The sequence below is a fragment of the Pseudomaricurvus alkylphenolicus genome (assembly GCF_011683955.1).
Taxonomy (GTDB): domain Bacteria; phylum Pseudomonadota; class Gammaproteobacteria; order Pseudomonadales; family Cellvibrionaceae; genus Pseudomaricurvus; species Pseudomaricurvus alkylphenolicus.
In genome coordinates this window covers 225216-246392 of the sequence record NZ_JAAQPI010000002.1, presented here as the reverse complement: position 1 = coordinate 246392, position 21177 = coordinate 225216, and the positions used below count along the sequence as shown (strand labels likewise).

Here is a 21177-nt window from a genome sequence, read left to right as displayed (position 1 = left end):
TCAGTCCCGAAAAGCCCGGCACAAGCGCCGCTCCCGTGGTGACTGCAGATTCAAACGACTGACAACTCCCGATTCCAAACGCCCTTACCAAGTGTCAACAAATCGCAACTTCTTACCATCACGCTGAGACGCGGGCGCACTCGTTTTTAAACCACGCATTATCCACAGACGTGTATCAGCAGGATCAATCACTTCATCAATTTCCAAGGTGCTGGCCATATTAATAGCCTTGCCACGCTCATAGGACTTCGCCACCAGTTTGTCGAACAGAGCCTGTTTTTCCGCAGGATCTTCAACTGCTTCAAGTTCTTTCCTAAAGCCCAATCGAACAGCACCTTCCAGCCCCATCGCGCCAAATTCACCGGTCGGCCAGGCAACCGTGAATACCCCGCGATGGAAGCTGCCACCCGTCATCGCCATGGCACCCAGTCCGTAACCTTTGCGCAGTACGATACTGAACAGCGGCGTGGTCATGTTGGCCGCCGCGACAAATAAGCGCGAGAAGCGGCGAACCTGCGCCGACTTCTCCGCCTCCGGCCCAACCATAAAACCAGGCGTGTCACACAGACTGATCAATGGCAGATCGAAAGCGTCACATAGCTTGATAAAACGACTGGCTTTGTCCGCCGCCGGAGCGTCAATGGCGCCACCCAAATGCCGGGAATTATTGGCAATCAACCCGAATGGTCGACCTTCGATACGGAGGAAACTGGTGACAATGCCTGTCCCGAAATACGGGCGCAATTCGAGCACTGAGTTTTCGTCTGCCACAGATTCAATGACTTGGTGAATATCGTAACTGCGCAGACGGTTTTCTGGAATAGCGTGCCTTAAGTGCCGCTTATCCGGTGCTTGCCACTGTTCGACTGGGCCCTGAAAATAAGACAGGTATTTTTTTGCTGCGGCAACGGCTTCAGTTTCGTTTTCAACCAGAATATCGATGACTCCATTATGAGATTGAATCTCGCTGGGGCCGACCTCGCTGGCATCAAACACTCCCAGCCCGCCGCCTTCGATCATGGCAGGACCAGCCATGCCAATGTTGGCGTCTCTGGTAGCAATGATAACGTCGCTACAACCCAGCAGAGCGGCGTTGCCTGCAAAACAGCGACCGGCGGTGATGCCCACAATCGGCACTTGACCGGACAGGGTGGCTATGGAAGTCCAGGTATCAATATCCAAGCCAGCAACAACCGGATAGTCCGTGTCCCCGGGACGTCCGCCGCCGCCTTCGGTAAAAAACACCAGCGGTATCTTCTGTTCATTGGCCAGGCGCAACATACGGTCGGTTTTTTTGTGGTTCATGGCCCCCTGGGTTCCGGCAAACACCGTGTAGTCGTATGACATCACCATACAGCGGGATTGTTCCTCGCCAAACAAATGACCGTTGACGCTGCCGGTACCGGCGACCAGGCCGTCGGCGGGGCTGATGTCGATCAGTTCTTCCACGCTGCGGCGACGCCGTTGTGCGGCGATAGTCAGAGAGCCATATTCCTGGAAGCTGCCTTCGTCGAGCAGGTCTGCTATGTTTTCCCGTGCCATGCGCAAGCCATTGGCGTGGCGTTTTGCGACTGCGTCGGGTCGCGCTTGGTCCAGGGTTTTTTGCTGTCGCTGTTGAAGTTCTGTTAAATCGGCGCGAATGCAATCGAGGTCAAAGTGTGCTTCGTCGGTGGCTTGGGCATTAGCACCGACCGCCGGTTCCAAAAAGATCAGAGCGGTATCGGGTGCGACGCCGTCGCCGCTGTTCACCAGCACCTCGCGTACGGTGCCGGCTTTCGGAGCGCAGATCTGGTGTTCCATTTTCATGGCTTCAATGACCACCAGCTCCTGACCCGCAAGCACTTGTTGGCCGACCATAACAGCAATATCAGACACCACCGCTTGCATGGACGCCTTGATACTGATGCAGTCCCGAGGCGCTGCTTTTTTCGTCGAGGAAGCTGCAGTGGGATTGGCGCTATCGCTCGTTGGAGATGCCCATTGCGATGCCGCTTCCAACAGCTCCGGTAAATGATCGTCGATAAACCGGGTATTGATATGGTTGCTCACCAGTTCCTGACGTTGCAGCAAAGCGCAATGTAACCATTGGTTGGTAGCGATGCCTTCTATTCGAAGCTGCTTGATGGTACGAGAGGTTTTTGCCACTGCCTGGGCAAAGGTTGGTTGCGGAGAGTGCACAATTAATTTGGCCAGCAGCGAGTCGTAATAGGGGCTGGATTGAAAGCCCTGGTAGCCACAGCTATCAATCCGTACCCCGGGACCGGTGGGTAAATCATAGCGCTGGATGGTTCCTGCGGCGCTGACAACATCGCCATTTTCGCTCAGGGTTTCGGTATTGATACGTGTCTGAATCGCAAACCCTCTGGGAGAGCCGATGCATTCTTGTTGGAGTCCCAAATCGGCGAGCGAGCAACCCGCCGCCACTTGTATTTGGGCCAGCACCAAGTCGACACCATAGACCATTTCAGTCACCGTATGTTCGACCTGAACTCGCGGATTGGCTTCCATAAAATAAAAACGGTCGCCATCGAGCAAAAACTCAAAAGTGCCCAGACCACGGTAGCGAGTCGCTTCTGCCATGCGCAGGGCGGCGTCGCACATTTGCTGTCGCAGCTCTGCACTGAGTGACGGGCTGGGCGCGATCTCCAACAGCTTCTGATGACGGCGCTGCAAGCTGCAGTCGCGTTCGCCAAAGTGCACTGCGGCTTTGCCGTCGCCCAGTACCTGGATTTCAATATGGCGGGCATTGACGACCTGTTGTTCAACGTAGACGTCTCTGCGCCCAAAGGCCGCTTGCGCCTCTGAGCGGCAACGTTCAAACGCGTCGGCAATATCTTCAGCCTTGTTGACCGCCCGCATTCCGCGTCCACCGCCGCCGGCTATGGCTTTTATCATCATACCGCTGCCTGGTGGCAGGGATGCGAAAAAGGCTTGAGCCTGTTCCAGTGTGGTGGACTCCCGGGTGCCGTCGAGAAGTGGCACCTGTTGTTGCCGGGCCAGCTCACGAGCGGCGGCCTTATCGCCAAAGCGTCTCAGACAGCCGGAGTCAGGCCCGACAAATGCGATTCCCGATGACTCACAGGCGCTGGCGAAGCCGCTGTTCTCGCTGAGGAATCCGTATCCGGGGTGCACAGCATCGCAGTTGTGTTTGCGGGCCAGAGTCAGCAGTTGGTCACCGTCCAGATACGCAGTGGTACCCCGGCCGTCCAGATCAAGACATTGGTCGGCGCGCTGCGTGTGCAGACTGTGGCAGTCATCTTGCGGAGCGACCGCGACGCTGGTGATGCCCAGCTCGGCGGCCGCCTGGGCAATGCGAATGGCGATCTCGCCCCGGTTGGCGATCAGCAGGCGTTTGAAACTCATAATAGGGGTATGTCCTGATGTTTGGCAATGTCAGGCATGGTGGCATGAAGCTTAGATGGGCTCAAGATGAAGGAGGGGTGACCGGTTGGTCTGACCCTGAAGTTGTCGCTTTTGGACTATAACGTTGGGTCTCGCGCGGAATTGACCAGACCAGGTCGACCAGGTATACCGAAAGGCTTGCCCGTGGTGATACCGGGCAAGCCTGGGCTAGAGGTTGGTTACATTGGTGCAGCGGGTGCGGAATCCATGGAGATTGCCCGCCGGCCTCCCAGTCGATACACCAGCTGATACAGGGCGGGCAGCACCACCAGTGTTAACAGCGTCGATGAGACGATACCGCCAATCACGACGGTTGCCAGCGGTCGTTGTACTTCCGCGCCGGTACCGGTATTCAGGGCCATGGGGATAAAGCCCAGGCTCGCCACCAGGGCAGTCATTAACACCGGGCGCAGACGTTGGCTGGCGCCATCACCAATGGCCTCAAGCAAGGGCATACCCCGGTCACGCAACTGTCGAATAAACGACAGCATCACCACGCCGTTTAATACGGCGACTCCAGAGAGCGCAATAAAGCCAACTGCCGCAGAAATGGACAATGGCATATCGCGCACAAGCAGAGCAATCACGCCGCCGCTGAGGGCCAGAGGTACACCGGTGAAAATCACCAGGCTGTCACGCAGGGAGCCGAAGCTGCTGTACAGCAGGCCCAGTATCAGTAATAAGGTGAGCGGTACGACGATCTGCAATCGGGCGCTGGCGGACTGCAATTGTTCGAAGGTGCCGCCATATTCCAGCCAATACCCCGCCGGCAGCACCAGTTGGGTCTGCATCAGGGTTTGGGTTTCGGCAATAAAAGAGCCCAGGTCCCGCCCCTGCACGTTGGCGGTGACCACAGTGTAGCGCTTACCGTCGCGACGATTAATTTGGTTGGGGCCTTCCGCCAGACGGATTGTGGCCACCTCGCCCAGGGGCACGTAATTCAGATCCGGATTGCTGCCGGAGGGCAGGGCAATGGGCAGTCGTGCCAGAGCCTCGGGATCGCGGCGCTGGCTTTCGTCCATACGCACCACCAGGCGGAAGCGTCGGTCACCTTCGTAAATCAATCCCGTGTCGACACCGCTGACCGCGGCTCGCAGGGCCTGTTGCACATCAGCGATGGACAATCCCAACAGTGCCAAGTGATCCCGCTCCGGTTCTACCGACATCATCGGCAGCCCTTTGGCCTGCTCCATACGTACATCCCGGGCGCCTGCCACCTTCGCCAGCAACTCACGGGCACGCTTGCCGGCGGTGGCAAGGCTGTCGAGGTCGTCGCCATAGATGCGCAGGGCTACATCCGAGCGCACACCGGCAATGAGTTCGTTAAAGCGCATCTCAATGGGCTGAGTGACCTCATACTTGTTGCCAGGTACAGCCAACACAGTGCCGCGCAACTCGTTCAGCAATTGCGCTTTGCTCTTGTTGGGATCGGGCCATTGCTCTCGCGGTTTGAGCATCACAAAGGTATCCGCGACATTGGGTGGCATGGGATCGGTGGCGATTTCCGGGGTACCGATTTTGGCGAAAACCTGTCGTACTTCCGCAAGTTCGGCAATACTGGCCTCCAGCTGGCGTTGCATTTGTACCGACTGCTGCAAACCCGTGCCGGGAATGCGCAGCGCGTGCAGGGCAACATCGTGTTCATCCAGTTGTGGCAGGAACTCGCTGCCCAGACGGCTGGCGGTTATGCCACTGATTGCCACGATCAGCAATGCGCCGCTGACCATCAATACGGGGTGTTGCAGCGAAGTTTGAAGCAGCGGCTGGTAACAGCGCCGTGCTGCCAGCATCAGTCGGTTTTCCTTTTCGCTCACATCGCGCAGCAGGATCGCCAGCAACGCGGGCACAAAGGTAACGGAAAATACCAAAGCCCCAACCAGGGCCGCCACCACCGTAAACGCCATCGGGTGGAACATCTTGCCCTCGACGCCACTGAGAGCAAAAATGGGCAGGTATACCAACATAATAACCAGCACACCGAACACGGCGGGTTTGAACACTTCGGCACTGGCGAGTTTCACGGATTCCAAGCGCTCAACCAGGGTCAGCAGACGCTGCTTCTGTTGCTGCGCTATTGCCAATCGCCGCAGGGTGTTTTCCACCACAATTACGGCGCCGTCGACAATCAGACCAAAATCGATGGCGCCCAGGCTCATCAGGTTGCCGGAGACACGACCGGCAGCCATACCGGTCAGAGCGAACAGCATGCTCAATGGGATCACCAGGGCTGCAATAAATGCCGCACGGAGGTTGCCCAGCAAGGCAAACAAAACCGCAATCACCAGTACGGCGCCTTCGAACAGATTGGTTTGCACGGTGCGAATGGTTTTATCCACCAGGGTGGTGCGATCGTAGAGTGGCTCCGCGACCACGCCTCTGGGTAAACTGGCGTTGATGGCGACGAGCTTTTCGGCGACCAGGGAAGAGACTGTGCGACTGTTTTCTCCCAATAACATAAAGGCGGTGCCGAGCACGGTTTCTTCGCCGTTGAGAGTGGCGGCACCGGTACGCAGCTCGCGACCGTATCGCACCTTGGCAATATCGCGAATACGGACGGGAGCATCGTCGCGTTTGGCGACCACCAGCTGTTCTATTTCTTCCAGGCTGGCCACCTGGCCGGGGGAACGAATCAACCACTGCTCGCCATTGCGTTCAATGTAGCCGGCGCCGCTGTTGCGGTTATTGTTTTCCAGTGTGCGCACCACATCGGCCAGTGTCAGCTTGAATGCCAACAGCTTGCCGGGATCCGGTGCCACCTGATATTCACGGGCGAAGCCGCCAACGCTATTGATTTCGGTAACACCGGGCACCTTGACCAATTGCGGCCGAATGATCCAGTCCTGAACGGTGCGCAGGTCTTCGAGACTGTAGGGCAAACCATTGGCGGTTCGAGCATCGGGTTGCGCCTTAACCGCATAGGTAAAGATTTCGCCCAGACCACTGGCGATGGGACCCAGCGTGGGCTCCAAACCATTGGGCAGTTGGCTGCGGATGGTTTGCAGGCGCTCGGTTACCTGCTGGCGCGCCCAATAGATGTCGGTGCCTTCCTCAAAGATCACCGTGACCTGTGAAAGACCATAACGGGACAGCGATCGGGTATAGTCCAGCCGGGGCAGACCGGCCATGGCGTTCTCCACCGCAAAGGTCACCCGTTGTTCAGACTCCAGCGGCGAATAGCCTTCGGCTTCGGTATTGATCTGAACCTGAATGTTGGTGATATCCGGCACGGCATCGATGGGCAGCTTAAGGGCGTTGTACACACCCAGCGCCGCCACCAGCGACACCAACGTCAGCACCAGCCAGCGCCGATCAACGGCAAAGGCAATAATGGTTTTCATGGGATCATCCTCAGTGGTCGTGGCTGGCGCCGTCTTTCAGTACATCGGCCTTGAGTAGAAAGCTGTTTTCGGTCACATATTCGGTGCCCGGTAAGATGCCGCCCAGCACCTCGACTCGGTCACCGGCTTTTGCTCCCAGCTCCAACATGCGTACTTCAAACGTATCGCCGTAGCGGGCAAATACCACGGGCATATCGCGAAAGCTCTGAATGGCAGTAGTTTTTACCGCCATGGGTACTTGGCGTTGTCCCAGCTCGATTTCCGCTCGCACGTGCATGCCCGGACGCCAGTGACCATCGGGGTTATTGATTAATGCGCGGGCGCGGGCGATATGGCCACCGGTCATTTGAGGTGAGATATAGGTTACCTCGCCCCGAGCCAGATCATGACCGTGCATATCGCGAACACTAACCCCCTGGCCCAGCTGAAGTTTTTCGATGCTCTCCGGGAAGGCGGACATTTCCACCCACACCCGGGACAGATCTGTGATTTCCAGCAGCCCATCCTTCTCCGTCCGGTCCCCCTGGTTCACCGCGCGGGCCGTGATTTCACCGTCAGCGGGGCTATTGATGGAATACGTTTGCAAGGTGCGACTGTTGCGAATGGTCAGTAGCTTTTGGCCGCGCTTGACGTGATCGCCGGTGGCCACATGGATGCGCTCGACAATGCCGGGGTAGGGGGCGTTGATGTGAAAGACGCTGTTTTCCGGCGCCGCGATAACGCCAAACAGTTGATCGGTAAACGTCAGGGTTCCGCTACCCAAGGGTTCCACTACGATACCGGCGGCCTGCTGTTGCCGGCGACTGATTTGCGTTCGGCCTTCAAAGTTGTCGTAGTGCCAGCTGGCCTTCCGATTGTTCACGACGGCTTGAACCTCGACTTCATAGGAGTGAGGTTCGCGTACTATTTGTTGACTGACGCGATAATTTTTTTCGGCCCGGAAGCTCAGTTGGTCACGTTCACCACCCAGACGATTGAGCCTGACTGCGGCCTGCCATTGTTCTGGAGCGATCAGCTCACCAGCCAGATAAGCGAAAAGGCGCATTTCCGGGTCAATGCCCTGTTCGAAGATGGTGACCTCGATGGTGAGATCGTCTTTCTTGAGCAGCTTACCGCCGTTAGGCCCTTTGAGCTCTTCCTGCTCGACGGCCTCGCGCGGATGACTATGACCGCCCCCCGCCAGCACTTTGGCTGGCAGTAGGCCCGAAGCGAGTGCGATGTACATCATGGCGGTGATTAATGGATGGGTTGTGCGTAAAAAATTCATGGGTTGTCTCCCTGGCCAGCGGTATTCATCGGCTGGCCCGTCAGGCGTTCAAGTTCGAGAAATTGCTGAAATACGGCGTGCTGGGTGTCGATCTGTTCCCGCTTCAGGCTGAACAGCTGTTGTTGGGCGTCGGCCCATTGCAAGACGCTGTAACGGCCCTGGCGATAGCCCTGTTCCGTTGCGCTCAGGAGCTTGCTTGCAGCGGGCAACAGTCGCCGCTGCAGCACCTGGTTTCTCTGCCAGTGGGCGTCCAGTTGTGCCCTAAGTTCCAGCAAGTTGAGGCGCAGCTGCTGTCGTTGCAGCTGACTGACGGCTTCGGTTTTATCACGTTCCGCGTAGGCGGCTGCGATCCGGCCACGATTGGGGTTGGATAGCGCCAAGGGCATGGAAACATTCACTACCAATGCCTGGTCTTGCGGGCCATTGTGCTGACGCAGGCCGACGCCCAGTCTAATATCGGATTGACCGTTGGCGTTGGCCAGTGCCACCCGAGCGTCCGCCTGTCGCAGATTGGCCGTCAATTGCATCCACATGGGTGCCCGTTCAAGTTTTTCCAGTAGCTGTTGGGCTTTGGGTGGTTGCGGCAAGGCGGTGAGATCGCCCGCAACCCTGGTAAAGTTTGCGGACTGCAACCACATGGCGCTGAGTCTGTTGCGGGCAAGGCCCAGCTCCGCATCAAGCTGTTGATGACGAGCTTCGACCTGTGCCAATCCCAGCTGCAATCTGGCCACGTCGGCTTCTGTGCCGGCACCGGCACGGCTGCGCTGCTCGATAACCACTTGGGCTTGTTGCAGCATTTCGATCCGCTCCTGATTCAGGGTAATCAAGGACTGCAGACGCAGGACCCGATAATAGCGGTCACCCGTTCGGGCAAGTATGTCGAGTCGGACCAACTCATATTCTGCCTGTTGCTGTTGCCAGCGGGCGTCCTGTAGCTGAATCCGACGCCGGCGTTTATCACCCAACTCAATCAACTGGCTTAGAGTCAGTGTGATTTCGGATTGCTCGTTACCCGTGAATTCGCCACTGCCGGCGAGGTTTGCCAGGTTGACACTCACTGTTGGGGTGGGGCGTAAACCGGCCTGCAGGCGCAATGCCTCGGCAGCACGCTGTTGAAAGGGGTAGGCTTGCAACAGCGGGTGGTGCTGCAGCGTCTGCTGGAGGGCACGTTCCAGAGTCAGCGTGCCGGGCTCTTTGCCCGTGGTATCGCTGAATACCGCTCCAAAAGGTGCGCTGCCCAGGGTCACCAGGAGCAGCAATAGTAACTTGTTTGTATGCATAACAACTCCATAGGCATCCGCCGTCGGCTGACGCCACGGTTGTTTTCAATACGGGCGGGCGCAGACGTGCCGACAGGTGATACCGGTCAATCAAAAAAGGGATTGTGAGGAGTGGTCAGGCGGTGGGTGGCGGAACCGGGGGCCGCAGGCGACGGCCCTGGTAGTCTTCACGCAGGGCAGGATGCTGCGGGTTCAGCGGCGCAATCGCATCAAATATACTCAACTGCAGTGGCAGCAAGTGGAAGCACAGGTGCACATGGGTTTCTTCATGTTCCTGTTGGTGCTCGGTATCGAAAGCACCCATGTGCTCCCCATCGTGATCAACCTTATGAACGTGATCCAGGGGCAGATGTACATGAGGGGAATCGTTACCGTGAGAGCCATCCTGCAAATGTGCGTCCGCCACCACAGCGTTACTCAACTGGCACAGCAAAAACAGTGTCAGTATCAGCAGCGGTTTAAGAGCGGTTGTCGGCATGGCCAAAGCAATCAAATCTAACAGGATGCCGGATGATAAGTGTCTGGCAGCTCAATGTGAAGTGATTTAACCCTAATTGACGGCCGGATTGCGCCGGAGGTACTACACTTTCCAATGTCACCCCTCTTAATGTCACTCCGTTTCGCTTTACCGAGGAGGTTTCCATGTTGCAGGTAAAACTCGACGACATTGTGGACGCATTCGACTTTGTCAGTTTTGGCGACGCTTATACCCATGAAGCCTACTTTTGCCGTAAAACCGGCAAATTCTTCCTACATTCCGAGTTTGACGATGATCTGGAGCCTCTGCCAGACGATATCGACGACGCCGATGCCTATGTGTGTATCCCTCATCCCCATGAGCTTGACCTGGGCCAGCGTCTGGCGATCCGATTTGTCCGCTATTATCTGCCCGAAGAGGAGGAGAACGTCGCTCGCATGTTCAGCTGGCGGGGTGGTTACGGGCGCTTCAAACAGCTACTGCAGCAACGCAGGATGATCGATCAGTGGTATAGCTTCGAAAAAGATGCCCAGCTCGAAGCCTTAAAGCACTGGTGTGTGGACAATGAGATCGAGTTGGGGAACTAATCCAGGCGTTTGTTGAATCGCAGCGCTGCCAACAAGAGTCCCAACAGAGCAAAGGCGATTAACCAGCTGATATCCGGCATCAAATCTCCAAGGTCCGCATCTCTCAGCACCACGCCGCGAATGGTGCGGACAAAGTGGGTGGCCGGCAGTACTTCCGCGATCCACTGTGCGGCGACCGGCATGGCCTCGTAGGGAAACATAAAGCCCGATAGCAGGATCGACGGCAGCAAAATAAAGAAGGTCATTTGCATGGCCTGTAGCTGGGTCTGCGCACGAATGCTGATTAACAGCCCCAGTACCAGGCTGGCCATGATAAACAGCAGGGTGGCGATACCAATGGTCAGCAGGCTGCCGTTAATGGGCACGCGAAACACCCAGTGACTCAGCGCCAGGACGATACCCGCCTGAACCAGGCCGACAAACACAAATGGAATGATCTTGCCGATCATCAACTCCAGCGGACGCACCGGGGTGGTGATCAAAAATTCCATATTGCCCTGTTCACGCTCCCGCACCAGGGATGCGGAGGTGAACATAATCATCGTCATCGACAGTATCACCGCCACCAGCCCCGGTGCAATGTTGACCACGTTGCGCTGCTCCGGGTTGAAGTAAGGCACCATCTCGAAGCTCGGCACTGGTTGATAGACTTCGCGATCCACCAGTTCGTCCAGGGGCATATTGCGTAACCCGCGAATTGCCGCTGTAATCATGGTGTCTGACCCATCCACCAGCCATTGCGCTGCCGGGCGCTGTTCCGGCCGATCCATCGCATTAACGGGTGGCTGTTCCCGCCCCAGGGTTTTGCCTTGTGCCAGGCGTTCAGTAAAGTCTTGGGGCAGAATCAAGACGGCGCGTACCTCGCCGCGGGTAATTGCCTGTTCCGCGGCCTTGACCGAGGTATAGTGGTGGTGAAACTGTACCACCTGAGTGGCTTCCACGGAGTTGGCCAGCAGGCGGGCATAGGCACTGTGACTTTGGTTGACCAGTCCTGCGGGCAGGTGTCTTACGTCGGTATTAATGGCGTAACCAAACAGCAGCAACTGCACCAGGGGGATCATGACAATCATGGCAAATGTCATTTGGTCCCGCGCCAGTTGATGCAGCTCCTTGCTGACAATGGCGGCGATTCTATGGTGAAAATTCATTGCGGTTACCGGTGCAGGTGACAAACACATCTTCGAGGCTTGGGCGTACCTGTTGCAGCCGCCGCTGCGCTTTCTGCTCATCCCTTCCCAACTGTTTGGACAAATAGATCAGAGGCTGTGGCACCTCCGAACTTACCAGTACGCGAAGACGCGTGCCCAGCTGTGCGGCGGAGATTATTTCGGGTCGTGCGATCAACTGATTTTTGAGTTGTCTCAACTGGTTGTTGCCGCCATCGATTTCGATAACGTTGGCTCCCATTCGTTGCATCAATGCCTGTGGTGAACCATCTGCGCGTTTAATGCCGTTTTCCAAAATGGCCAACCCGTGGCATCGTTCCGCTTCATCCATGTAATGGGTAGAGACCAGAATGGTTTTGCCCTCGCCACATAAGTCAAATAATCGTTCCCAAAACTCGCGTCGGTTTTCGGGGTCAACCGCAGAGGTGGGCTCGTCGAGAAACAACAGGTCGGGGTCGTGAATGGTGGCTGCGGCCAAGGCCAGGCGTTGTTTCTGACCACCGCTCAGGCTGCCCGCCAGTTGCTTGTCGATGGCTTCAAGATGATAAAGCACCATAAGCTCGTCGACGCGCGCGCGAAGTACCTTGCCGGATAAATTGTAGATGCGGCCGACAAAGTAGAGGTTTTCTCTCACTGTAAGGTCCGCGTAGAGTGAAAATTTCTGGGTCATATAGCCAATGCGAACACGCAGTGCTTCGGCTTGGTGCGGCAATTCATAGCCCAGTACTTTTACACTGCCGCGGGTCGGCGTCAGCAGCCCCGTCAGCATACGAATAGAAGTTGATTTGCCACAGCCGTTGGGGCCCAGAAAACCATAAATGCTGCCGCTGGGAATATTCAGATCCACGCCATCAACGGCTTTGTGGTCGCCGAAATACCGGCTCATACCCTTGGTAACAATCGCAGGCGATGTCATTTCAGGTGCACCTGCGCCGGTACGCCGCTGGGTAGGTGGCGGGCGTCGTCGCCAAGTTGAATTTCGGCCAGGTACATCAATCTTGAGCGGTCTTCCTCCGTCAAGGCGTAGTAGGGTGTGAAGGCCGGTTGCTGATGAATGCGCTTGAGCTGTCCTTGAAACTCCTGATCTATGCCGTCGACGGAAACTCTCAGAGTTTGGCCTGTTTGCAACAGGGCACGTTTGGATTCGGGCACATAGGCTCGTATGTGGGGATTGCCCTCCGCCAGCAGAATCACCAGACTGGCTCCGATGTTGACCCGTTCCCCCAGTTTCCAGGGCAAGCTGTCAATGCGGCCATCACGGGTGGCAGTCAGTGTCAGATCTTGTAGCTGTTCTTGCGCAAGAGCAAGAGTGGCGTTGGCGGCCTGCAATTGGGCGTCAGCCTGGGCGAGCTGTTCCGGTCGTGTGCCTTTGACCAACAGCGTGAGCTGCTCGCGGGCGTCCTCCAGAGTAGCCCGAGCCGCGTCCCTTTGTGCCAGGGCACGGTCAAGATCTGCCTGCCCCAGGACCTTTTTCGCTTCCAGGGTAACGGTGCGACGGTAGGCTTTTTCGCTCTCTTCCAGACGGGCTTCGGCGTTATCCACCCGTGCACGGGCAGAGGCCAGTTCTTCGGCGCGAGCACCATTTTGCAACTGCAGCAGATAGGCCTGGGCTCTGGCCACTTCCGCCTTGGCTTGTTGAACCCTAGCCCGCTGCAGGCGATCATCCAGTTGCAACAGGGGGGTGCCTGCGGAGACCTGCTGGCCCTCGCTGACATGGATGGCGGTGATGACTTCAGCCGCCGTGGCCGACAGGCGAATCCGATCCCGTTCGACCGTGCCAAGGGCTTGCTGTTGTTGATCCTGGTTACAAGCTGCCAGCAACAGCAGACAGATTGCCATCCCTATTAGGACTTTTATCCGAGCTAATGTTGGCATTATTCAGTCGCCTCGTCGGTTGCGTCATCTTTTTTCAACAGGCCGTTTTTCAGCACATCAATATTGTGTTCCACCAATTGCAGGACTTTTTCCGCATTCAACTCTATGCCATGAATCTTCAGAGCTGCTGCCGGCGCAATAAACGGGAACAGCAGCAGGCTGAAGATGGTCAGGCGGGCCATTTGAGGGGAAACACCGGGGCGCATCTGCGCGAGGGTGACCGGGTTGTTGAAAAGCTGATCGCTCAAATTGGTGGCCACTTCCCCCATCACCTTTTCGATGATGGGGCGCTGGTCATCATCCTGTTCCGACATAATCCGCATCGCCAATTTGGGTACATCCGGGTTGGGGGCCATGGTTTGGGCAAAGCTGCGCATAAAGTCTTCAAGGCTCTGGTGGGGCTCGCCGGGCGAACGCTGAAAAAAAGTCGCCACCGGCGCCAGGGTTTCGCGCAGCATATGCTCAAACAAACCGGCTTTGTCACCAAAGTAGTAATGGATCAGCGCCGCATTAACACCAGCGGATTCAGCCACCATACGGGTGGAGACCTTTTTGAACGGCAGTGTGGTAAACAGCCTGCGGGCCGCATCGATCAACTGTTGGCGCGCGCCGGAGTCACCCCTGGGGCGCCCGGCCCGACCGCGCGGATGTTGGCTAGGCATACCGAATTTCCCGATAATTAATCACTTTGATTAAAAAATAGGGTATTGGGGCCGCAGTCGCAAGCTCAACAATTCATCAATATCGCTGCTCTGATTAATCGGCGACCAGCAGCTCCCGCAGCAGACCAGTGTCCGCCTGTACTTGCCGGGCGTAGTCATCACTCAGTTGCCGCAGCGCGTCGAACCCGTCGGGAAGCACCTCTACGACGGCCTGTTCGAACAAGGTCGAACGACGATCACCACGGCAGTGGGCGATGGCCAGAGCCCGACCACAGAGGGCGGCGTAGTCTTCAAAGCCACCCTTGCGGGCTTTTTTGCCGATGGCGATATGCTCCGGATCGATACCCACCTTGGCGTGATGACGGGAGCGCACCAACCAGTGCTTACCCTGCCATTCCACCTCGTCCAGGACGAGATCCGGCCGACGCTGCATTCGCCGCTGACACATGACGGTCAAATGGGCGGGATTGAGTCGGTTGTTAGGCGACAGATCATCAAAGAAGTACAGGGGGGCGGCCGCTCTTTGTTGTTTTACCTCCACAACATGGTAGAGCTGCGGGGAGCGGGGCAGAGGAACCGCAGGCCCAACCAGCAGATAGTAGCGTTCCAGATTTACCGAGCCGGTACCGGCGTTCAGGCGCGCCACCAGATCAAGGATTTGGTCGTCCACATAGGGAGCGAAGGTGCTCCGAAACTGCTCACGCAGTTGCCCGTTGACGGCTTCAAAGCGATCTTTCCGATCTCGAAAACGCAGGGGCAGACTGCTGAGATCCACGGCTTTTGCCAGCGAGCTGCCGGTGTCAAATTCCGCACCACCGGCAGCGCGCCGCAGAGCTTTTTGGTAGCGCTTGGAGACGATATGGGTGTCTGGCAGTGATTGAATCGCCCGCAGGTAAAATTCGTCGGCGGTCAGGCTCTCTGTGCAGGTGGCGAGGTAAGCCTGTAAAAAGGCGGTAATAGCGGTGTCTGCTTGCGCCGTTTCGACCGCAGGCTTACCGGCAACCTCTTTGTCACCGGCGATGCGCCCTTCAACCCGCCCGCGACAGTGGGATACGCACAGGCGCAAACTGGTGCAGTAACGCAGAAGATCCCATACGGCATGACCGATGCAAGCGTCGTCATAGTCATTGGGGCTGAAAATCACAGAGTCGCCGTGGGAGCCTTCTTCGGTCAGGAACCCAAAGTTGGAAGTGTGGCAGTCACCGATGATGGTGGTTTTGGGAATATCACAGAGCGACTGCGGAATATCGATCAGGCCGGAGTGGATGTCCTTGTAAAACAGCTGCGAGGATCCGCGGAAGAACACGAACGGGCTGGTCGCCATTTTGACGTGCTTGGGAAGGCGCTTGGGGGGCGAGACTCCATCCACCCGGGCAAGAAATTCGGCCAGAAACGTTTTGCGCGCTTGCATCGCTGCTCTCACTCCGTGTCTGAGAATGCGGTAAATATGGTATAGCGCCGTCCTGGCGGTTTCAATGTCACGAAAATGAACTTGCCGGGGGACGCTAACTCACTATCATTGATAGTGAATACCTGTGCTGTACAGAACCGGACGCTGTCGAGGAAAACAATATGAACTCACTGGAACAACAATACTTCCAACTCAAGGATCTGATTGCCGTGTACGGTACCCAAGTGCTAGTGGCGCTGGTGGTGCTGATCATCGGCCTGAAACTGATCAAAAAGGTGACCCCGCTGATCAGCGGTTCGCTGCTGAAACATACCCCGGATGAAACCTTGGCGCAGTTTATCGGCGGCGCCATCGATGTTCTGCTCAAGGTGCTGCTGATCATCACCGTTGCCTCAATGGTCGGTATCGAAACCACCTCCTTTGTCGCCGTTTTGGGTGCAGCGAGTTTGGCGGTGGGGCTGGCGCTGCAGGGCAGTTTGTCCAACTTTGCCGGCGGCGTCATGATTCTGATCTTCCGGCCCATCAAAGTCGGCGACTATGTGGAGGCTCAAGGCCTTGAGGGCATCGTCAAGGATATTGGTATTTTTGTGACGACTTTGGAAACCTTCGACAAGCGGACCTTGATTTTGCCCAATGGCCCGCTTGCCAATGGCAGCATCATAAATCACACCCGTAGCGAAATCCGCGCGGTGGAGGTGGCGATTGGCGTTTCCTACAGTGACGATTTGGGCAATGCCAAAGTGGCGATGGAAAAGGTGTTGGCAGACGACCCGCGTATCCTCGATGACCAGGATAATGTGGTGGCGGTTGTGGATCTGGGCTCCAGCTCTGTGGATTTCCTGGTGCGGGGGTTTGTCAAAACTGAAGATTACTGGAGCTTCTTCTTTGATGCCCGCCCCGCGCTTAAGGCGGCGGTGGAAGCCGCCGGCTGCACTATCCCGTTCCCGCAACGGGATGTGCATATGATTGCTGTGGATGCGGACTGAGCTCTAAACTTCAGTCTCTGAGCCCGAGCCGCTTCAACAGACGATAAAAGTTGCTGCGATCAACGCCCAGCGCCCTGGCGGCCTGGGCCTGATTGCCATCGTGCCGCTCCAGAGTCTGGTTGATGATTCGGCGTTGAAAATCATCCGTGGCGGATTTTAAATCCACTTCGACGGTCGATGGGTTGTCACGTTCTGAATCCTGCAATATCACGATGGGCGCCGTTTCTGCAGGTGTAATATCCAGGTGCTGACAGCCAATAGTGGTGATTCTGCCATGGTTGTCGCGACGCGCCTTGAGCAGAGCCCGGTTGATACTGTGTTCCAATTCACGAATGTTGCCCGGCCAGCCGTAGGCCTGCAGAGCTTTTTTCGCGGCCTGGTCCAGGCGCACGCTCTGCAGGCCCAGTCGGCGACGGTTAGCCTCCATAAAGTGGCCCGCCAACAGCAGTACATCCTTGCCTCGCTGGCGCAAAGGCGGCACATCAATGGGGTAAACACTGAGTCGGTGGTAGAGGTCTGCCCGGAATCGGCCGGCCGAGACTTCCTGCTGTAAATCCCGATTGGTGGCGGCGACAATACGTACATCCACCTGAAGGTAGCGGTCGCTGCCCACCCGCTGAATTTCACCACTCTGCAGCGCCCGCAGCAATTTCGCCTGTAACACCAGCGGAATTTCTCCGACTTCGTCCAGAAACAAGGTACCGCCATCGGCCAGTTCGAATTTGCCCGCGCGGGCCTGGTGGGCTCCGGAAAAGGCCCCTTTAACGTGGCCAAACATCTCGCTTTCCACCAGATTTTCCGGCAGTGCAGCGCAATTTACATAGATCAGCGGCGCTTCGTTTCGAGCGGAGAGATGGTGGATCTGCCGCGCCACCAGTTCTTTACCGACACCGGTTTCACCGCAAACCAGTACCGACAAATCCGATTGTGCAACGGTTTCTATCTCCTGCTGCAACTGCCTGAGGCTGGCACTGTTGCCCACCATGGATTGCTGCTGATCACTGAGCACCGCTCTGGTGATCTGGTGTTCCTGTTGAATTCTAGATTCCAGCTGCTCGATCTGGCCGGCGACTTTTACACTCGCCTCCGCGACATGAATAAACGCGCGCAGCTCCAGGGGGTCGATGCGGTCGAAGGTCCCGGGCTCCATAGCGTCCAAGGTGATTACCCCCCAGGGTTGTTCATCGATATATAGCGCCGCACCCATGCAGTCGTGTACAGGCAGAGTGCCGGGGGCATCTTCCACCAGCCCATCATAAGGATCCGGCAAATCGCAATCGGTGGCGAAGCGCACAGGCTCGCGGCTGTGCAGAATTTTGGCCAAACGGGGGTGTTGGGTCACATCGAAGCAGCGCCCGAGGGTATCGTCGCTGAGGCCCTCAACCGCGAGCGGAGTCAGACCCTGACCCTGAAGTTGTAACAGTCCGGTGGCATCGCAGGGAAAAGTGCTTTTAAACGCCTGCAGCAGGCGCTGGTAGCGTTGGCTTGCCGTCAGCGGGCGGGACAGATCGGCCACGATCTCTACCATGGCCCGGGTAAAAGCAGTGGTTGTCATAATAACCTCTTTGTTGTCATTGAGACATTATCACGATTGTTGTTATTAAGACACTTGTGATTTTAACCCTAATAAAATCAATGGGTTACAGGTTGGCATAAGGTTTGATATGAGAGTGGAGCCGGTGTCCTCACCGGACTAACCCACTCGATAAGCCAAAGGGGAAAATGATGAAAAAACTGAGTGTCGGTTTGATGGGAGTTCTTCTGTTGTATGCAATCCCGGTGATCAAGTGAAGGTGGTGGAAGGCTACCTCGTTGCTGCTGATCAGAAATAGCCAACAGACTCATTAAGCACGAAACAAGTAAAGGAAGTTGTATGTTACCCAATGAAGTAAAAGACGTTATCAAGCAAACCCTGCCGGTGGTCAAAGCCAATGCTGAGGACATCACCGCTGTATTTTACCCGCTGATGTTTGAGGCCTATCCGCAAGTCAAAGCCTACTTTAACGAGGCCCACCAACTGGAGGGGACTCAGCGCCGGGCGCTGGCCAATGCCGTGGTCGCCTACGCGGAAAACCTGGACAGGCTTGAAGTGCTGGGGGATGCCCTGGCGGTCATTATCCACAAGCACGCCTCACTCAATATTCTGCCCGAACACTACCCCATTGTCGGGGAATGTCTGCTCAAGGCGATTCGCGAAGTACTCGGCGTGGGAGACGAGGTGATTAATGCCTGGGGGGCAGCCTACCAGCAGTTGGCTGATATCCTTATCGGGGCTGAGGAGGAGGTCTATCGGGCCAACGAGTCCCAGTCCGGTGGCTGGCGCGGAGAGCGGGAATTTGTTTTGGTTAAAAAGGAGCGGGAAAGTGAGGTGATCACCTCGTTTTATTTTGAACCTGCCGACGGAGCACAGTTGCCTCTGTTCAAACCCGGCCAGTACACGGCGATCACGCTGTCGATCGACGGCAAGGAGGTTCGCCGTAACTATTCGCTGTCGAACTCCCCGGGGGAACCTTACTTTCGACTCAGTGTTAAGCGCGAGGCAAATGGCCTGGTGTCCAACCATATGCACGATCAGTTACAGGCCGGCGACCGGGTTCAACTGACCCAGCCTTGTGGTGAGTTTATACTCAACGAGCATCAGCGCCCGTTGGTGTTGCTCACGGGCGGGGTTGGTATCACACCGGCCATCAGCATGTTGCAGCCGGCACTGGACTCCGGTCGACCTGTGCATTTTATCCACGGTGCTCTGAACTCAGCGACCCATGCATTTAGAGGCTGGGTGGATGAGTTGAGTGATCGACACGAGAATCTTCAGGTGACTTACTGCTATAGCGAGCCTGACGATGGCGACGAGAGCCACCTCACCGGATTCTTTGATCAGCACATCTTGGAGCAGTTGTTGCCGGAGCATCGGGATGTGGATCTGTATTTTCTGGGTCCCAAGCCATTTATGCAGTCGATCAACCGCTCCCTGAAAGTACTGAAACTTCCGCCTGAGCAAGTGCGTTATGAGTTCTTCGGGCCATTGCAGGAACTGGAGTCGGCGGAAGACGTCGTGGCGGCCTGATTGCCATTTGTTTGCACATTTTGTGCAAATTGTTTGTCAGGGATCTTGTTAGTATCGACCCTGACAAACCCCAATGGCACCCGCAGGAGCTTTCTACAATGACGTCCAATGTACCCGGTATCTTCAAACGATCAGTCCGTTATATCCTTTTGGGTGCAGTGGCGCTGGCGAGTTCAATGAGCTTTGGCCAAGAGCAAGCCACCCGCGATCAAGTGGAACGGCAGATTCAAGAACTCTATATCGGCATTCTGGGGCGTGCAGCAGCTCAAACGGGATTGGACTATTGGACCGATCAAATCCTTGAGGGCACCTTTACACTGGAAAACACTCGAGCATCCTTCACGGAGCAGGTGGAATACGTCAGCATCTATGGTTCACTCAGCAACACCGAACTGGTTACAACGCTATACCGAAATCTTCTTGAGCGGGAACCGGCAGCTGCCGGTTTGGCCTACTGGGTCCAGGAGCTGGATGAGGGGCGTATCAATGCCGACCAAATGGTTAATGCGATTATCAATGCTGTGCAAGATGAAGATGCGTCAGGATCACAGGTATCGGAAGATCGACTGGTGCTGAGCAACAAGGTGGATGTTGCCGAGTACTTTACGTCTTTGGCTGCGGACTATGTGAGCGAAGGCGATTTTATAAGCGTGGCTCAAACCGTTGTTGCCGATGTAACAGCCAGCGCCGACAGTGTGCTGGCAGCAACTGAGTTTATCGATGAGGTGCTGGCAGAATGGGAATTGCCGGATGGGCCTGTGGACGTCTACGATGTGATACTCACCGATACCAATGCTGATTGTGCCAGCTACAGCAACGACTACCAGGCATCGGTACTCGATATTCAGCGCAGTCTGGGCTTCGAAATGAGTGTCAGTATCAGTGTCGATGATGATAGCTGCGAGTTGCTGTCCAACTCTATTCCCAATCATGACTTTAACGATGCCAGCGCCCGCTTTGCCACCGACGTTGCGGAGATTCAACGCACCTTTCGACTGCCCCGGGATCCGGTCTTTGCCAACACCGCTACTGAAATCAGCCAACAATATTACGATGCCGTGATGCTTAATGGTGTGGTGCTGGATCTGCTTTCAGCCGGTTGTTATAACCCCAATGATCCCATGGCTGATCAGGATGGTAATACCCCCATTGGCTGTAATGCCAATCTTGACGACTGGCTCCTGGATCCATTGGCTGAGGGCAATGGCTTTGGTACTGACAGTCACAACGCGCACACCCAACCGGACGGTACTTATCACTATCACGGAAACCCCATGGCGTTATTTGACGAGCATCCTGGGCCCGAAGGATCGCCCGTGATTGGTTTCGCTGCGGACGGTTTTCCAATCTTTGGCAGTTACTTTCTCGATCCGGATACCGGCATGGTGCGCAAAGCGGAATCCGGTTATACCCTGCGTGCGGGCAGTCGCGGCACCAGAACTAACACTAATCCAGGCGGAGACTTTGACGGTACTTATGTCGACGACTGGATCTTTACTGACGCCGGCGATCTGGACGAGTGCAACGGCATGACGGTTAACGGTCAGTATGGTTACTTCGTAACCGACACCTATCCCTGGGTGCTCAAGTGCCTGAAGGGGGAGGTGGATACGTCTTTCCGCAAGTAAGCATCATTCCGGGGCATGGCAATCCTGCCC

The 21177-nt window shown here is 56.3% G+C and carries 15 protein-coding genes; 4 read left to right on the top strand and 11 right to left on the bottom strand.

From position 1 onward, the window contains the following. Positions 1 to 84 precede the first annotated feature (84 nt). The 5 genes from HBA55_RS06425 to HBA55_RS06405 form a co-directional block, all read right to left on the bottom strand. On the bottom strand, positions 85 to 3363 hold the full coding sequence (locus HBA55_RS06425; protein WP_166988589.1) for an acetyl-CoA carboxylase family protein: 3279 nt from the start codon (positions 3361 to 3363) through the stop codon (positions 85 to 87). A 218-nt stretch (positions 3364 to 3581) separates the two neighbouring features. Continuing rightward, positions 3582 to 6740: an efflux RND transporter permease subunit gene (locus tag HBA55_RS06420; protein WP_166988587.1), complete on the bottom strand. Its 3159-nt coding sequence runs from the start codon at positions 6738 to 6740 to the stop codon at positions 3582 to 3584. Between the two features lie 10 nt (positions 6741 to 6750). Continuing rightward, entirely contained in the window at positions 6751 to 8007 is a 1257-nt protein-coding gene (locus HBA55_RS06415; protein ID WP_166988585.1) for an efflux RND transporter periplasmic adaptor subunit, read from the bottom strand. After that, a complete protein-coding gene (locus tag HBA55_RS06410; protein ID WP_166988583.1) occupies positions 8004 to 9287 on the bottom strand; it encodes a TolC family protein in 1284 nt (427 codons plus the stop codon). Before HBA55_RS06410 ends, HBA55_RS06415 begins: the two co-directional genes overlap by 4 nt. Positions 9288 to 9402: 115 nt before the next feature. Continuing rightward, positions 9403 to 9765, bottom strand: coding sequence for a hypothetical protein (locus tag HBA55_RS06405; RefSeq protein ID WP_166988581.1), 363 nt, complete (start codon positions 9763 to 9765; stop codon positions 9403 to 9405). Between the two features lie 164 nt (positions 9766 to 9929). Between HBA55_RS06405 and HBA55_RS06400 the strand changes: the two genes are divergently transcribed. After that, entirely contained in the window at positions 9930 to 10352 is a 423-nt protein-coding gene (locus HBA55_RS06400) for a hypothetical protein (protein ID WP_166988579.1), read from the top strand. Here the strand turns inward: HBA55_RS06400 and HBA55_RS06395 are convergent. The 5 genes from HBA55_RS06395 to HBA55_RS06375 form a co-directional block, all read right to left on the bottom strand. Continuing rightward, a complete protein-coding gene (locus HBA55_RS06395; RefSeq protein ID WP_166988577.1) occupies positions 10349 to 11500 on the bottom strand; it encodes an ABC transporter permease in 1152 nt (383 codons plus the stop codon). The two genes, HBA55_RS06400 and HBA55_RS06395, sit on opposite strands and share 4 nt — an antisense overlap. Next, the gene (locus tag HBA55_RS06390) at positions 11484 to 12434 is read right to left on the bottom strand and encodes an ABC transporter ATP-binding protein (RefSeq protein ID WP_166988575.1); all 951 of its coding nucleotides are present in this window, start codon (positions 12432 to 12434) and stop codon (positions 11484 to 11486) included. Before HBA55_RS06390 ends, HBA55_RS06395 begins: the two co-directional genes overlap by 17 nt. Next, positions 12431 to 13357, bottom strand: a complete 927-nt coding sequence (locus tag HBA55_RS06385; protein WP_240945939.1) for an HlyD family secretion protein — start codon at positions 13355 to 13357, stop codon at positions 12431 to 12433. Before HBA55_RS06385 ends, HBA55_RS06390 begins: the two co-directional genes overlap by 4 nt. Positions 13358 to 13392: 35 nt before the next feature. Then, positions 13393 to 14055, bottom strand: coding sequence for a TetR/AcrR family transcriptional regulator (locus HBA55_RS06380; RefSeq protein ID WP_166988571.1), 663 nt, complete (start codon positions 14053 to 14055; stop codon positions 13393 to 13395). A gap of 94 nt (positions 14056 to 14149) precedes the next feature. Next, complete coding sequence (locus tag HBA55_RS06375; RefSeq protein WP_166988569.1) at positions 14150 to 15466, bottom strand: DUF2252 family protein; 1317 nt, start codon at positions 15464 to 15466, stop codon at positions 14150 to 14152. Between the two features lie 161 nt (positions 15467 to 15627). On the opposite strand from HBA55_RS06375, the gene HBA55_RS06370 reads away from it, so the two are divergent. Next, positions 15628 to 16452: a mechanosensitive ion channel family protein gene (locus HBA55_RS06370; protein WP_166988567.1), complete on the top strand. Its 825-nt coding sequence runs from the start codon at positions 15628 to 15630 to the stop codon at positions 16450 to 16452. Between the two features lie 10 nt (positions 16453 to 16462). On the opposite strand, the gene norR is transcribed toward HBA55_RS06370, so the two are convergent. Next, positions 16463 to 18007: a nitric oxide reductase transcriptional regulator NorR gene (norR, locus tag HBA55_RS06365; RefSeq protein ID WP_166988565.1), complete on the bottom strand. Its 1545-nt coding sequence runs from the start codon at positions 18005 to 18007 to the stop codon at positions 16463 to 16465. A gap of 318 nt (positions 18008 to 18325) precedes the next feature. On the opposite strand from norR, the gene hmpA reads away from it, so the two are divergent. Then, a complete protein-coding gene (gene hmpA, locus HBA55_RS06360; protein ID WP_166988563.1) occupies positions 18326 to 19519 on the top strand; it encodes an NO-inducible flavohemoprotein in 1194 nt (397 codons plus the stop codon). 98 nt (positions 19520 to 19617) lie between these two features. Continuing rightward, positions 19618 to 21147 carry a YHYH protein gene (locus HBA55_RS06355; RefSeq protein ID WP_166988561.1) on the top strand — a complete coding sequence of 510 codons (1530 nt, stop codon included), beginning with the start codon at positions 19618 to 19620 and terminating at the stop codon, positions 21145 to 21147. The last annotated feature ends 30 nt before the right edge of the window (positions 21148 to 21177 follow it).